Origin of the sequence: Amycolatopsis anabasis, assembly GCF_009765355.1 — a bacterium.
In the GTDB taxonomy this organism is placed as follows: domain Bacteria; phylum Actinomycetota; class Actinomycetes; order Mycobacteriales; family Pseudonocardiaceae; genus Amycolatopsis; species Amycolatopsis anabasis.
Window position 1 is genome coordinate 13,690 of sequence record NZ_VTHK01000025.1, and the last position, 12,871, is coordinate 26,560.

The window sequence follows — 12,871 nt, forward strand, 5'->3', positions numbered from 1 at the left end:
CGAGCGACCTGCGGGAAGAGGTGGGAGGATATAACCATGGCAACAAAGGCGGAACCGACTCGGATCCTGATCCTCGGTGGTGGGTACGTCGGGCTCTACACGGCGCTGGGCCTCCAAAAGAAGCTGCGCGCCAACGAAGCCTCCGTCACCGTGGTGGACCCGCAGCCGCACATGACCTACCAGCCCTTCCTCCCGGAGGCGGCGGCCGGCGCGATCGAGCCGCGGCACGTGGTGGTTCCGCTGCGCCGGGCGCTCCGGCGATGCCATGTGCTCACCGCCCGCGTGACCAAGATCGAGCACGAGCGCAAGTCGGTCACCGTCGAAGCCGCCGACGGGCACGTCGAGCAGCTGTCCTACGACGTGCTGGTGGTCGCCCTCGGCGCGGTCGCCCGGATTCTGCCGATCCCGGGGCTCGCCGAGCAGGGCATCGCCTTCAAGACCATCGGCGAGGCGATCTACCTCCGCAACCACGTGCTGACCAAGCTCGACGAGGCCGCCAGCACGCTGGATCCGGACCTGCGCAAGCGCCTGCTCACGTTCACCGTCGTCGGCGGCGGGTTCGCGGGTATCGAGGCGCTGGCCGAGCTGGAGGACATGACCCGCTTCGCGTGCCGCTACTACGAGAACATCGAGCCGGAGGACATCCGCTGGGTGCTCGTCGAAGCGGCCGGCCGGATCCTGCCCGAGGTGCGCGAGACCCTCGGCGTGTGGACCGTCGAGCAGTTGGAGAAGCGCGGGATCGAGGTCTTCCTGTCGACCGCCGCCAAGTCGTTCGAGGGCGGGCACGTCGTGCTTTCCGACGGCACCGAGTTCGACAGCGACACGATCATCTGGACCGCCGGGGTGAAGGCCAACCCGGTGCTGGCCAACTCGGACCTGCCGATCGACAAGCGCGGCCGGGTCCAGGTCACCGCCGGTATGCAGGTCGTCGGCCACCCGGACGTGTGGAGCGCCGGCGACAACGCGGCCGTGCCGGACCTCGCGCGCACCGAGGCCGACCCCACCGCGACCTGCCCGCCGAACGCCCAGCACGCCGTCCGGCAGGCCCGCCACCTGGCCAAGAACATCATCAAGGTGCTGCGCGGCGGCAAGGCGAAGGACTACTTCCACAAGAACCTCGGCGCCGTGGCCAGCCTGGGCCTGCACAAGGGCGTCGCGGACGCGCTGAACCTGAAGATCAAGGGCTTCCCGGCCTGGGTCTTCCACCGCGCCTACCACGTCAAGGCCATGCCGACCTTCAACCGCAAGGTCCGGATCGTCTTCGACTGGGCCCTCGGCGGCCTGTTCCGCCGCGAAGTCATCTCGCTCGGGCAGATCAACAACCCGAAGGAAGAGTTCGCCAGGGCCTCCCAGTCCTGACCCGCGGGGCACCGCATTAGGCTGAGCGGTGCCCCCGTAGCCCAATTGGCAGAGGCAGTCGACTTAAAATCGACCCAGTGCGGGTTCGAACCCCGTCGGGGGCACTCGCTGATTGGGCGGAGTGTGTCCGCGGGGAGCGCGGACCGGGATCGCTCGTCGTGTCTTGTGGGGGTGCGACCCCCACACCCCGCCCGGTAGGTGCATTGGGAAACCGTCGCAGATTGTTCGCTGCTTGCTTGGGTTTCGGGGTCAGGTGGGTGGGGTGGCGAAGCCGTTCGGGTCGATGGAGCCGGTGACGACGTTGTCCGCCACCTCGCTCAGTTTGAGGTTGTGGGTCCGGGCGTAGAAGCGAAGCGCGGTGAAGGCTTGGGGCATGTCGACGCCGAGGCGGGCGGCGAGCAGGCCTTTGGCCTGTTCGATGACCACGCGGCTGTTCAGGGCGGTCTGGAGTTGTTCGGTGAGCATTTCCTGGCTCCGGATCGCGCGTTCCTGCAGCAGGCCGATGGTGGCCACGGCGACGAGGGCCTGTGCGGTGCGCAGGGCGGTCCGGTTCCAGGCGCCGGTGGTGACGCGGAACAGGCTGAGGGCGCCGATGACATCGGTGCGCAGGCGCATGGGCAGGGCGTGCACCGAACCGTAACCGGCGGCGAGGGCCGTGGGGGTGAAATGCGGCCAGCGTTCGCGGCTGGCGGTCAGGTCGAGGTCGCTCACCGGTAACCCGGAGCGGTAGGCCTCCAGGCACGGGCCTTCGTTGTGCTGCAACTGGAGAACCTCGAGGACCCGGATCTGTTCGTGGGAACTGGCGATCAGCTGCAGTTCGCCAGTCGCGTTGGCCAGCAGGAGACCGGCGGCGTCGACATCGAGCAGTTCTACACACCGGTCGACCAGCAGGTGCAGGAATTCGAGCACGTCGAAATCGTCGATCAGCGTGTCCGCGAGCTCCACGAAAGCGTCGACGAGGCGTTCTTGACTCATCTCGTTCGCCTCCTCCAGCTTTCCCAGCATACGAGCATCGCGTGCGCGGGTGTGCGGTTCATTCGGTCTCCCCTCCCGGCTCGAATCGAAGGTGACGGGTCACCACGTCGGCGGCCACTTCGGCCAGCGGACGATGGTCGGCGAACGCTCGCGCGCGCAGCCGGGCGAAGGCTTCTTCCACGCCCACGCCGAGCTGTCCGGCGATCATCCCGGTGGCCTGATGGATCCGCGGATTGCTGAGCCGGTAGCCCAGGCCGGCCGCGCCGTGCTCGCCGAGAAGCAACCCGTCCTTCTCGGCGAGCAGCAGCTGCCGGGCCAGCCCGGCGAAGATCAGCGAATCCGCCAGCCCGTCGGGCGGCAGCGGGCCCCGCTCCACCCGGTACAGCGCCAGCACGCCGAGCCGGATCGCTCCCACGGACAGCGGCAACGTGAACAGCGCCCGCGCGCCCGCCTCGACCGCCAGCGGCACGAACAGGGGCCAGCGGCGCTGCACCTCCTGGGCGTCGAGGACGGGCACGAGCACCGGGCCCCCGGTCCGCCGGGCATCCGCGGACGGCCCTTCGCCGACCATGACCTGCAGATCCGCCAACCGCACGGCGAGTTCGCCGGTGGTGTACCGCTCGTCGGAGGTCTGCCGGCTGCCGAAAACCGTGAGCCAGGCGCCGGACACCCCCAGCCGGGCAACCATGGTTTCGCACAGGGCACCCACCGAATCCGTCGTATCCCGACTTCCCGCGTACTCCGAGACCCACGCCCACACCCGCGCGACCCGGTCGACACCGCCGGTGCCCTCGCCGACCACCACCGCAATCGCCTTCGGTTATCTCCGGCCGCGCGCACCCGCGCGGCATGTCCGCCGAGTCAGTAATCGTGTCAGATTCGGCGGCCGGTCGCATTCGTCGTACCCGAACCGGCAACCCGAATATAGGTCCATTGTGGACACAGGTGGCCGCGGAACCGTTAGAGTCCGATCATGGTGACGACGGCGGCGGAGCTCGCGCGGGCGGTGCGCGGCGGTGAACTGGATCCGGTCGAGGTGACCCGGCGGGCGCTGGACCGCATCGCGGCGGCCGATCCGGTGGTCGGGGCGTTCCGGCTGGTCCGGGGCGAACAGGCGCTCGCCGAGGCGCGTGCGCTGGCCGGGCGGGCCGATCTCGCCGAACTGCCGCTGGCCGGGGTGCCGGTCGCGGTGAAGGACGTCGCCGAGGTCACCGGCGAGTACGCGCAATGGGGATCGCGGGCGTTCCCGGACATCCCGGCCACGGCGGACCACGACGTGGTGCGCCGGCTGCGGGCCGCCGGTGCGGTGATCGTCGGGCTGGTCCGGGTGCCGGAACTGTGCGTCTGGCCGATGAGCGACGGCCCGGACGGCATCGCGCGCAACCCGTGGGAGCCCGCGTACACCTCGGGTGGTTCATCGGGCGGCAGTTCCGCGGCGGTCGCGGCCGGGATGGTGCCGATCGCGCACGGCACCGACGGCCTCGGTTCGGTGCGGCTGCCGTCGGCGATGTGTGGCCTGGTCGGGATCAAACCGGGGGCCGGGGTCATTCCCGAAACCATTGCGCCGGGCTGGTACGGCATGTCCACGCACGGCGCGCTGGCGACCACGGTCGCCGACGCCGCCCTGCTGCTCGGGGTGCTCGCCGAACGGCCCGAGCTCGCCGATTTGACCGAACCCGGTGAATCGCGGATCGCCGTGTCGACCCGCGTGCCGCTGACCCGGGCGCCGGTGCCCGGGCCGCTGCGCGCCGCGGTCGGCCGGGTGGGCGATCTGCTCGCCACGGCCGGGCACCGGGTCGTACCGGACACCCCGCGCTACGGCGTGGAACCGGTCGCCGGGATCCTCGCGCGCTGGTTCGCCGGACCGGCCGCGCAGGTGGCCGCCGAGGGGCTCGATCCGGCACTGCTGCAGCGGCGCACGCGCGTGCACGTGCGCGTCGGCCAGGTGCTGCGCGGCGCCGGGCTGGTGCGGCCCGGGACGGCGAACCGGTGGATCGCGCGGGCCGAGGAGTTCTTCGCCCGGCACGACGTCCTGGTCACCCCGATGCTCGCGACCCTGCCGCCGAAGGCTCGCCGCTGGCACGAGCGGTCCTGGCCGGCCAACGCCTTCCCGTCGATCCGGCTCGCCGGATTCGCCGGGCTGTGGAACCTCGCGGGTTATCCGGCGATGACCGTGCCGGTCGGGCGCCATCCGGCGACCGGCCTGCCGATCGGGGTGCAGCTGGTCGCCGCGCCCGGCGGGGAGGCGCGCCTGCTCGGCCTCGCCGCCTACCTGGAACGCGTCAACCCGTGGCCGCGCACCCCGGGAACCCCGTGATCCCAATGTGGCATTCGGGGCGTTGGAAGTACCCAATGTGGCTTTCGGGGCGTTGAGGGTTACGAACGCCGCATTGGGGGCGCGGCTTGCCGGGGAGGTGGCACTTTGGGGGAAGCGTGCCCTTGTTGCGCACGCAAGGACCCCGCACTTCGCCGACGAAGCGCGCCCTCACCCAAGTACCGAAGTCCCCCAATGCGGCATTGGGGGCGTTGAAGGTACCCAATGCGGCGTTCGGGGCGTTGACGGGTGGGCGGGGAAGCTGGGTCAGCCCTTGGCGGCGGGTTGGGGTTGCTTCTTGTCGCGGGGGCCCGGGGCCGGTTTGGTCGCCGGTTGCGTCGGGTGCTCGGTGGCTTCGCCGACCGGGGCGGAGTTGTCCGCGACCGAGGACTCCTCCTTCAACGGGGTCAGCGCCGATTCGCTGCGCGCCAGGATCTCGTCGGCCGCCTGCAGCCGCGTGCGGGCCTCCTCGCGGATCTTGGCGAGCTTCTCGACCTTCTCGGTGGCCGCCGTGGTCCGCTGCTCGGCCTCCCGGGTGGCCTCGTCCAGCCGCCGCTTGGCCTCCGCGGTCGCCTCGTCCAGGCGGCGCTTGGCCTCCGCGGTGGCCTCGGCGATCCGCCGTTCGGCCTGGTTCTTGCTCGCGGTCCGCTGATCGGCGACGTGCTTCTCGAGCGCGTTGCGCTGCGCGGTCATCGACGCGTCGAATTCGCGTTCGATGTTGCGGCGCTTGCGTTCGGCTTCGGCGTCGAGCTGTTCCCGGCGCCGCGCGGCCTCGACGGTCAGCTGCCGCACCTCGTTCTGCGTGGCCTCCAGCGCCGCCTGGTGCTCCGCGTGCAGCGCCTCGGCGTGCGCGTCGAGCTCGGTGATCAGCTTCGTGTAGCGCTCGCGCAGCTGCGTCGACACCTCGGTGGACGCGGCCCAGTGCTTCTCCGCCGCGACCTGGGCGCGGGTGACGATCTCCTCGGCCCGCGCGTTGGCCAGCTCGGCGGTGCGCTGCATGCGCTCGTCGAGATCCTCCAGCCGCTCGGGCGGTTTCTTCAGCTCCTCGACGCGGTTGCGCAGGCGGATGATCTCGCCGCGCGCGTTGTCCAGTTCCCGGGACAGCGTGTTCGCCTGGACGACCGCCGAATCGCGTTCCGACATGATGCGCCGCAGATGCGCCTCGAGGTGGTCGAGGTACTGGCGCACCTGGTTGCGATCGAAGCCGTGCCAGGCCTGGTCGTATTCACGCCGGAGGGGAATAAGGCCATTGTCGCGCTCGGAAACCATGGCAACGACGGTACCTGCGTACCGCGTGTCGTCGGCGTCAGGCGGGGCGTTTCACTCGCGTGTCTTCACTCCCACCTGGACATTCCTCACCGATTGGCCGCCCCGGGACTGCGCTGAGTAACTACCAGTGGAACCCGCGGGTCAGCCGGGCCAGCGCGGCGGCCGCCCGCGAGAGATGCCGTTCGCCGCGGCCGATCTTCAGTTCGCCGGTGCCGCCCGCCGCCGCGGAATCCGGGAAGATCCGGAATCCTTGGTACGCAACGGCATCGGTGAATCCGGGGGCCAGCGCGTAGGTGAGCCCGATGGCCTGCCCGATCGGCGTGCCGATGTGCTTCGGGCGTTCCTTCAGCGCCTTGAGCACCATGTCCGCCGCCTGCTCGGGCGATTTCGTCGGGAAGGCGTCGTAGATCTTCGTCGGCCGGATCATCGGCGTGCGCACCAGTGGCATGTGGATGGTGGTGAACGTGATCCCGTCGCCGTGGGTCTCCGTCGCGGCGATCTTGCTGAAGTGGTCCAGCGCGGCCTTGGACGCGGCATAGGCGGAGAACCGCGGCGCGATGCCCTGCACCCCGATCGACGAAACGTTCACGATGTGCCCGAACTTGCGCTCGGACATGTGCGGCAGCACCGCGAGGATGAGCCGCACCGCGCCGAAGTAGTTGATCGCCATCGCGCGCTCGTAGTCGTGGAAGCGCTCGTAGGACAGTTTGATGGACCGCCGGATCGAGCGACCGGCGTTGTTCACCAGCATGTCGATCCGCCCGTGCTCGGCGAGCATCGCGTCGACGGCCTTGTGCACGGATTCCTCGTCGGTCAGGTCCGCCGGATACACCGACGCGTACCCGCCCGCCGCGAGGATCGCGTCGCGCACCTCTTCCAGCTCGTGCTGCCGCCGGGCGACCAGCAGCGGGATCCCGCCCTCGGCGGCCACCTTCAGCGCGGTCGCCCGCCCGATGCCCGAGGACGCCCCGGTGATGATCACGCGGCGGCCGTCGAGCTCGCCGCGCGGGCCGTGCTTGCGCGCGCGGAACGGGTCGAGGTGCTCGCGCCAGTACCGCCACAGCACGGGCGCGTACTCCTCGATGCGGGGCACGTCGATGCCGGATCCGGCGAGCGCCTTGCGGGTGGCCGCCGACGCGAACACCGACGGGAACGACAGGGTCTCCAGCAGCACCGGCGGAATCCCCAGCCGTTCCAGCACCGCGTCGCGGGCGATGGTGAACCCCGGCACGTGCTCGGTCAGCTTGGCCAGCGCCACGATGCCCTTGGACAGCCGCTCGTCCAGTTCGACGCGGACCGGCGGCGCGCCCGCGGCCCGGGCGAAGGCGTTGTACACCGAGACCACCGACTGCGGTTCCGGGCTGACCAGGTGGAACGCCCGCCCGTCGAGGCCCTCGGTGGTGGCGAGCTGGAGCAGCGCCTGCGCGACGTAGTCGACCGGCACCACGTTCGTGTCGCCGAGGTCGGGGCCGACGACCGGCAGGTTCGGCAGCCCGGTGAGCCGGCTGATCGCGTTGAACAGGTAGTACGGACCGTCCACTTTGTCCATCTCGCCGGTCTTCGAGTGACCGACGACCACGGCGGGCCGGTACACGCGCCACGGCACCTCGCGTTGTTCCCGCACCAGCCGTTCGGCTTCGAACTTGGTGCGGTGGTACGCGGTGGGCAGGCGCTGGCCGCAGTCGAACATGTCCTCGGTGAACATGCCCTCGTGGTCCCCGGCGACCGCGACCGAGGAGACGTGGTGCAGGCAGCGCGCGCGGAGGTCGGCGGCGAGTTCGAGGACGTGCCGGGTGCCCTCGACGTTGGCCCGGACGCTCTCCTCTTCGTCGGCGGTGAGGTCGTAGAGCGCGGCGAGGTGCACGACGTGGTCGACGTTCCCGCGCAGCTCGTCCCGCGCCGATTCGTCCACACCGAGCCGGTCCTGGGACAGGTCCCCGGTGACCAGGAAGACGCGCTCCGGGTGCGGCCACTTGCTGACCAGCCCGGCGAGGCGGTCGCGGGACGATTCGCGGACCAGCAGCGTGACGCGTTCGGTGTCCGCGCGGGCCAGCAGCAGCTGGGTGAAGTGGCGACCGATCAACCCGGTCGCGCCGGTCACGAGGTAGCTGGCCATGTCGATGCCTCCCGGTCGCCGCCCAAGTCACTGGGCATTCTGCCTTGCGCCGGAAGCCGTCACCACACGATCAGGTGGGTTCGGCGATCGCGACCCGGTTCTCCGCGTATCCTGCCGAACCGCCGAGCCAGCGGCCGCCGCAGGTGACCAGCACGATCCGGTGCGCGCCGTCCTGGCCGAACAGCTCGTCGGCCCGCCGCGGCAGCTCGTCCTTGTGCAACGTGACGAGCTGGGCGATCCGGAAGTTCCAGGTCTTCCCGGCGGCGTCTGCCACGGTCACCGGCCCGCCGATCCGGGCGTCCCACAGCTCGGCGAACGGGCCGACCCGGCCACCCCAGTTGACGTGCCCGGCGAACACGCTGGCCCCGGCGGCCGCGTCCAGCCGCGCTCCCCACCAGGTCGCCTCGCCGAGGTTCTCCGGCACCGGGAGCACTGCGTTCGGGCCGACGACCTCCTTGCGCACCAGCGTCGCCGTGCCGCCACCGGGCAGCCGGATGGTGCCCGGACGCTGCGCGGGCGCCGGTTTCGCGTCCCGGGCCGGGGGCGCGGAAGTGACCGGCGGGGGTGTGGCCGAGCGCGGCGGCGCGGGCGGCGGGGCCTGCGGCAGCGCCGCGGCCGGTGCGGCGACCGCGGGTGGCGGAGCGCCGGGGTGCGGGCTGCCCGCGACCGCGGCCGTCGGCCGCCACGCGAGCACGCCGGCGATCGCGAGCTCGGCGGCGAGCACGCTGGCCACACCCAGGAGGAACGGTCCGATCCTCCTGGGGCGTTCCCGATACTCCGCCACGGTCGTCCTAGCGCCGCCCGAACCGCCGCCGGGCGACCAGCCCGAGCGTCGCCGAGCCGAGCAGGGCGAGCGCCCCGACCCCGGCGAGCGCACCGGTCGACGCGCTCGTACGGGTGACCCCGTGCGCGATCGCGGGCGGCTGGTTACCGGCCGGGATGGTCCGCGGGACCTCGTTCGGCACGTTCTTGATCTCCAGGGCCAGCGTCTCGCCGGGTTTCACCTCACCGCAGGCCGCGGGCGGGTTCTTCGGATCGAAGCTCTGGCCGAAGCCGTCCGGCGGGCTCACCTCGACCACGCAGATCTCCTGGGGCGTCCGCAGGTTCTCCACGGACGCCTTGCCCTCCTCGCCGGAGGTGGTGACCACGGCCGGTTTGCCGTCCGCGCCGACCAGCGGCTTGTCGTCCTGCCCGGTGGCCGGGGCGGTCTTGTCCTTGCCGGTCAGCCGCAACGCGACCCCGGCGATGCCCTTGCCGGTCTTGGCGTTGGTCTTGGTCACCGCCACGACGCCCGGCTGGGTGCGGGCCTTGGCCGCGCCCTCGGCGGTCAGTTCCTTCTCCCCGCCGGTGGACACCACGCGCTGGGTGTTGGTCTCGACGGGCTCGCCCGCGATCGGTTTGTCGGCCGGGCCGGACAGCTTGGCCACCAGCTTCGGCGCGGCGCCGGTCGGCGTGACCTTGATCTTCGCGGTGCCGTCCTCGCCGGTGGTCACGGTGTCCTTGCCGCCGTCGAGCGTGGCGTCGGTCACCTCGAGCTTCACCGGCACCTTCGGCACGCCCTTGTCCTGGGCGTTGCGCACGGCGACGGTCCATTCGGCCGGGGTGCCGATGGTCTGCTCGCCCTTCGGCGGGGTCACCGCGGCGGTCCACGGGCCGCGGTTGGCCTCGGCGTCCTCGCGCAGCTTGTCCACGGCTTCCTTCGCCGCGGCGGGCAGCCCGTCGAAGTGGTACTTCTCGTCGTAGCCGATGTGCCGGAAGTCGTTGCCCGGGTTCAGGTCGTCCTTGCCCTCGCGCGCGGGGGAGGTCCAGGAGTGCAGCAGGTGCGCCAGGGCCGCGGCCTCGTCGTTGCTCTTCGTGTCGCCGTAGCGCAGCAGGAGGTAGGAGATGTTCGCCGCGGTGTCCTTGGCCAGCGGGTCGCCCCATTTGGTCTTCAGCTCGTCGCCGGGCTGGTACTGCTCGTCGGTGTCCGGCGCCTTGAACTGGAACTGGACGCAGAACACCTGCTGGTCGCCGACCTGGTAGGAGCCGAGCCAGTCCTGCCCGGGATTGGTCGGCCTGCCTTTGTACGCCTGGCCCGGCACGTTGTGGCCGGTCTTCTCCTTGAAGTCGGCCGCCGCCGGGGCGGCGAAGCCGACCAGGGTGAACGCGCCCAGCAGGCAGACGATGAGAAAACCGAGGACGCCACGTCGATTCGGGGATACGGGGCCCATGATGTGCCGACTCCTTTTGGTCACGGCTCGGGGTGACTGTTCGGACACGCCAGGTGAGAGTCGCCCGGAAGGAGTGCGGGTGGCAATAGGCCAAGTGAGGGTGTTCGGCGGGCGGCCGGAGCGAAACGGCAGGGTAGGGGCCCGAGGTGTCCATACCGGGCATCCGGGAAGATGTGGGTAAAGTCGTCTTTACCGACGGGAACTGACCGGCACGCGCGGTCGTTGTCCCCATGCAGGTGCCAGGAGATCCAGGAGGATCAGGTGCGTTCCACAAGCAATCCCGCGTTCCGCAGGTTGCCGTTGGGCAACAACGCGGCATACGGCCAGTACGGGCCGAACGTAGGCTTCAACCAACCACAGGGCGGTGTGCCCGGCTACGGAGTCCCGCAGGCGCCCGCCGGCTCCGCCGACCGCCCGATGACCGTCGACGACGTCGTCATCAAGACCGGGCTCAGCCTCGGCACGGCCCTGATCACCGGCATCATCGCCGCGATCTGGGCGCAGGGCGAGGCCGCCAGCAAGGCCATGGGGCCGATCCTCGGCGTGATGATCGGCGCGATGCTCGTCGGCCTCGTGCTGTCGCTGGTGATCATCTTCAAGCAGAAGCCGAGCGGGCCGCTCACGCTGCTCTACTCGGCCGCCGAGGGCGTCTTCCTCGGTGCCATCACCGGTCTGTTCGAGATGCTCTACCCGGGCATCGCGCTGCAGGCGATTCTCGGCACGGCCGGGGTCTTCGTCGCGATGCTGGTCGTCTACAAGACCGGCGCGGTGAAGGTCACGCCGAAGCTCACCAAGTGGATCATCGGCGCGACCGCCGGTGCGGCCATCCTCATGCTCGCCAACCTCGTGCTCGGCCTGTTCGGCGTGAACATGGGCCTGCGCGACGGCGGCACGCTCGCGATCATCTTCAGCCTCGTGGTGATCGGGATCGCGGCGTTCAACTTCCTGCTCGACTTCGACATGGCCGACCGGATGATCCGCGAGGGCATGCCCGCGAAGTGGGCGTGGTTCGCGGCGTTCGGCCTGATGACCACGCTGGTCTGGCTGTACCTGGAGATCCTGCGGTTGCTCTCGTATTTACAGAACGACTGACAACCGCCGCCAAGGACAGGGGACGCTCGGTAATCGACCGGGCGTCCTCTGCTTATGTATTGCGCCGTTCAGGGGGGTGCTGCCCGGGTTGTCTTACACACAGTGTTTGATGGCCCGGGTCCCAACAGTCTTTTCACATTTGTGAGGTTCGCGGTGAGCGTCCCCCCTCCGCCGGGGCAGCCCGGCCAGCCTGGCCAGCCCGGTCAACCCGGCCAGTTCGGCACTGCGCCCCCCGGTCAGCCCGGCGGGCAGCCCGGTCCGTACGGTGCCCCGCCTCCCGGTCAGCCCGGAGGCTTCGGTGCCGCGCCCCCCAATCAGCCCGGATTCGGCCCGCCACCCGGCGGCCCGGTGCCCCCAGGGCAGGTGCCGCCCGGGCAGCTGCCGCCGCCGGGGCAGCCGGGGGCCTTCGGCCCGCCACCGGGCATCCCGGAGCAGCCGAAGAAGAAGGGCAAGGGGCGCCTGATCGGCATCCTGATCGCGGCCGTCGTCGTGATCGCGGCGGTCGTCTTCGGCGTGGTGAACTTCACCAACTCGGCCGCCAGCGCGGTCGCCGGTGACTGCCTGAACGTCAAGGAGTTCAAGAACAACACCGAGGAGCCGGCCAAGGTCGACTGCAACGCGCCCGAGGCGAACGTCAAGATCGGCGTCAAGCTGGACAACTCCAGCGACAAGTGCCCCGGCGAGTTCTACGACACCTACTCGGTTTCCGGGAAGCGGTCCTACAAGCTCTGCCTGATGATCAACGCCAAGCAGGGTGAGTGCTGGTCGAACCTGGACACCGGCACGGACGGCTACCAGCGGGTGCCGTGCACCGACCCGAAGGCCGACGGCAAGTTCGTCAAGGTCGTCCCGGGTACCGCGGACGAGAAGGCCTGCGACGGCATCGACCCGGTGAAGGCGCTCGTCTACGCGCAGCCGCCGACCACGCTGTGCCTGACCAAACCGGACACGGGAGCCTGATCTTCCGTTCCGTCGAAGGGCGTCCGGGTCACCGGGCGCCCTTCTCCATTTCCAGGGCCCGCGGTTCCGGCGCCGCTTCGGGCGCCCGCCGCGCCGGGACGACCAGCAGGGCGAGCAGGAGCGCGGCGATCGCGATCGCCGCGTTGGTGAATCCGGCCTGCAGGTCCGGGATCATGAACTCGTCGTCCGCCGCCTGCAACGCCCACAGCCCGGTCGGCACCGCGCAGACCAGCCAGCCCGCCACGGCGAGCCAGTGAACCCGCACGAGCACCCCGATCGCCGCGGCGAGCAGGCCGACGAGCACCGCGCCCGCGACCGAGGCGGCGAACCCCGGCGACGCGGTGGACTGGCCGGGGGTCAGCAGATCGGTCAGGGCGAAGTCGGCCGCGTGCTGCCCGCCCCGCCACGGCCGGCAGAAGCCGGCCACCGCCCCGACCGCGCCGATGGCCACCAGGAGCACCGCGAGCAGATACCGCACCATGACCGAGGAGGGTATGACCGTGCTCCCGCGCGCCGAAATGGTGCTACCTCCCAGCTGTCAGGGGTAGCTGGCCGCACTGCCGATTCGTCGCACTC

11 protein-coding genes and 1 tRNA gene are annotated in these 12,871 nt (G+C 70.7%); 5 read left to right on the forward strand and 7 right to left on the reverse strand.

Annotated features, from left to right (window positions below):
• The first annotated feature begins 36 nt into the window (after nt 1-36).
• Nucleotides 37-1,359 carry an NAD(P)/FAD-dependent oxidoreductase gene (locus FXO23_RS28790; protein WP_158888611.1) on the forward strand — a complete coding sequence of 441 codons (1,323 nt, stop codon included), beginning with the start codon at nt 37-39 and terminating at the stop codon, nt 1,357-1,359.
• A 30-nt stretch (nt 1,360-1,389) separates the two neighbouring features.
• Nucleotides 1,390-1,463, forward strand: a tRNA-Leu gene (locus FXO23_RS28795).
• 145 nt (nt 1,464-1,608) lie between these two features.
• On the opposite strand, the gene FXO23_RS28800 is transcribed toward FXO23_RS28795, so the two are convergent.
• Both FXO23_RS28800 and FXO23_RS28805 read right to left on the reverse strand, forming a co-directional pair.
• Nucleotides 1,609-2,334 carry a GAF and ANTAR domain-containing protein gene (locus tag FXO23_RS28800; RefSeq protein WP_158888612.1) on the reverse strand — a complete coding sequence of 242 codons (726 nt, stop codon included), beginning with the start codon at nt 2,332-2,334 and terminating at the stop codon, nt 1,609-1,611.
• A 58-nt stretch (nt 2,335-2,392) separates the two neighbouring features.
• Nucleotides 2,393-3,139 carry a GAF and ANTAR domain-containing protein gene (locus FXO23_RS28805; RefSeq protein WP_158888613.1) on the reverse strand — a complete coding sequence of 249 codons (747 nt, stop codon included), beginning with the start codon at nt 3,137-3,139 and terminating at the stop codon, nt 2,393-2,395.
• Between the two features lie 168 nt (nt 3,140-3,307).
• On the opposite strand from FXO23_RS28805, the gene FXO23_RS28810 reads away from it, so the two are divergent.
• A complete protein-coding gene (locus tag FXO23_RS28810) occupies nt 3,308-4,651 on the forward strand; it encodes an amidase (RefSeq protein WP_158888614.1) in 1,344 nt (447 codons plus the stop codon).
• Between the two features lie 264 nt (nt 4,652-4,915).
• Here the strand turns inward: FXO23_RS28810 and FXO23_RS28815 are convergent, their stop codons facing one another.
• The 4 genes from FXO23_RS28815 to FXO23_RS28830 all read right to left on the reverse strand — a co-directional run bounded on the left by FXO23_RS28815 (nt 4,916) and on the right by FXO23_RS28830 (nt 10,243).
• Nucleotides 4,916-5,917, reverse strand: coding sequence for a coiled-coil domain-containing protein (locus tag FXO23_RS28815; RefSeq protein ID WP_246257973.1), 1,002 nt, complete (start codon nt 5,915-5,917; stop codon nt 4,916-4,918).
• A gap of 121 nt (nt 5,918-6,038) precedes the next feature.
• Nucleotides 6,039-8,033, reverse strand: a complete 1,995-nt coding sequence (locus FXO23_RS28820; RefSeq protein WP_158888615.1) for an SDR family oxidoreductase — start codon at nt 8,031-8,033, stop codon at nt 6,039-6,041.
• 70 nt (nt 8,034-8,103) lie between these two features.
• Nucleotides 8,104-8,766, reverse strand: a complete 663-nt coding sequence (locus tag FXO23_RS28825) for a class F sortase (protein ID WP_246257975.1) — start codon at nt 8,764-8,766, stop codon at nt 8,104-8,106.
• Between the two features lie 58 nt (nt 8,767-8,824).
• Nucleotides 8,825-10,243, reverse strand: coding sequence for an MSCRAMM family protein (locus tag FXO23_RS28830; protein WP_158888617.1), 1,419 nt, complete (start codon nt 10,241-10,243; stop codon nt 8,825-8,827).
• 261 nt (nt 10,244-10,504) lie between these two features.
• Between FXO23_RS28830 and FXO23_RS28835 the strand changes: the two genes are divergently transcribed.
• Both FXO23_RS28835 and FXO23_RS28840 read left to right on the forward strand, forming a co-directional pair.
• Nucleotides 10,505-11,335 carry a Bax inhibitor-1/YccA family protein gene (locus FXO23_RS28835; protein WP_158888618.1) on the forward strand — a complete coding sequence of 277 codons (831 nt, stop codon included), beginning with the start codon at nt 10,505-10,507 and terminating at the stop codon, nt 11,333-11,335.
• Between the two features lie 348 nt (nt 11,336-11,683).
• Nucleotides 11,684-12,295 carry an LppU/SCO3897 family protein gene (locus FXO23_RS28840; RefSeq protein WP_246257976.1) on the forward strand — a complete coding sequence of 204 codons (612 nt, stop codon included), beginning with the start codon at nt 11,684-11,686 and terminating at the stop codon, nt 12,293-12,295.
• A 28-nt stretch (nt 12,296-12,323) separates the two neighbouring features.
• Here the strand turns inward: FXO23_RS28840 and FXO23_RS28845 are convergent, their stop codons facing one another.
• Nucleotides 12,324-12,776: a hypothetical protein gene (locus FXO23_RS28845; RefSeq protein WP_158888620.1), complete on the reverse strand. Its 453-nt coding sequence runs from the start codon at nt 12,774-12,776 to the stop codon at nt 12,324-12,326.
• Nucleotides 12,777-12,871 lie beyond the last annotated feature (95 nt).

Coding starts and splice junctions, on each gene's coding strand:
- FXO23_RS28810 (WP_158888614.1), top strand. CDS start 3,308: ATGGTGACGACGGCGGCGGAGCTCGCGCGGGCGGTGCGCGGCGGTGAA.
- FXO23_RS28830 (WP_158888617.1), bottom strand. CDS start 10,243: ATGGGCCCCGTATCCCCGAATCGACGTGGCGTCCTCGGTTTTCTCATC.
- FXO23_RS28820 (WP_158888615.1), bottom strand. CDS start 8,033: ATGGCCAGCTACCTCGTGACCGGCGCGACCGGGTTGATCGGTCGCCAC.
- FXO23_RS28815 (WP_246257973.1), bottom strand. CDS start 5,917: ATGGTTTCCGAGCGCGACAATGGCCTTATTCCCCTCCGGCGTGAATAC.
- FXO23_RS28790 (WP_158888611.1), top strand. CDS start 37: ATGGCAACAAAGGCGGAACCGACTCGGATCCTGATCCTCGGTGGTGGG.
- FXO23_RS28845 (WP_158888620.1), bottom strand. CDS start 12,776: ATGGTGCGGTATCTGCTCGCGGTGCTCCTGGTGGCCATCGGCGCGGTC.
- FXO23_RS28800 (WP_158888612.1), bottom strand. CDS start 2,334: ATGAGTCAAGAACGCCTCGTCGACGCTTTCGTGGAGCTCGCGGACACG.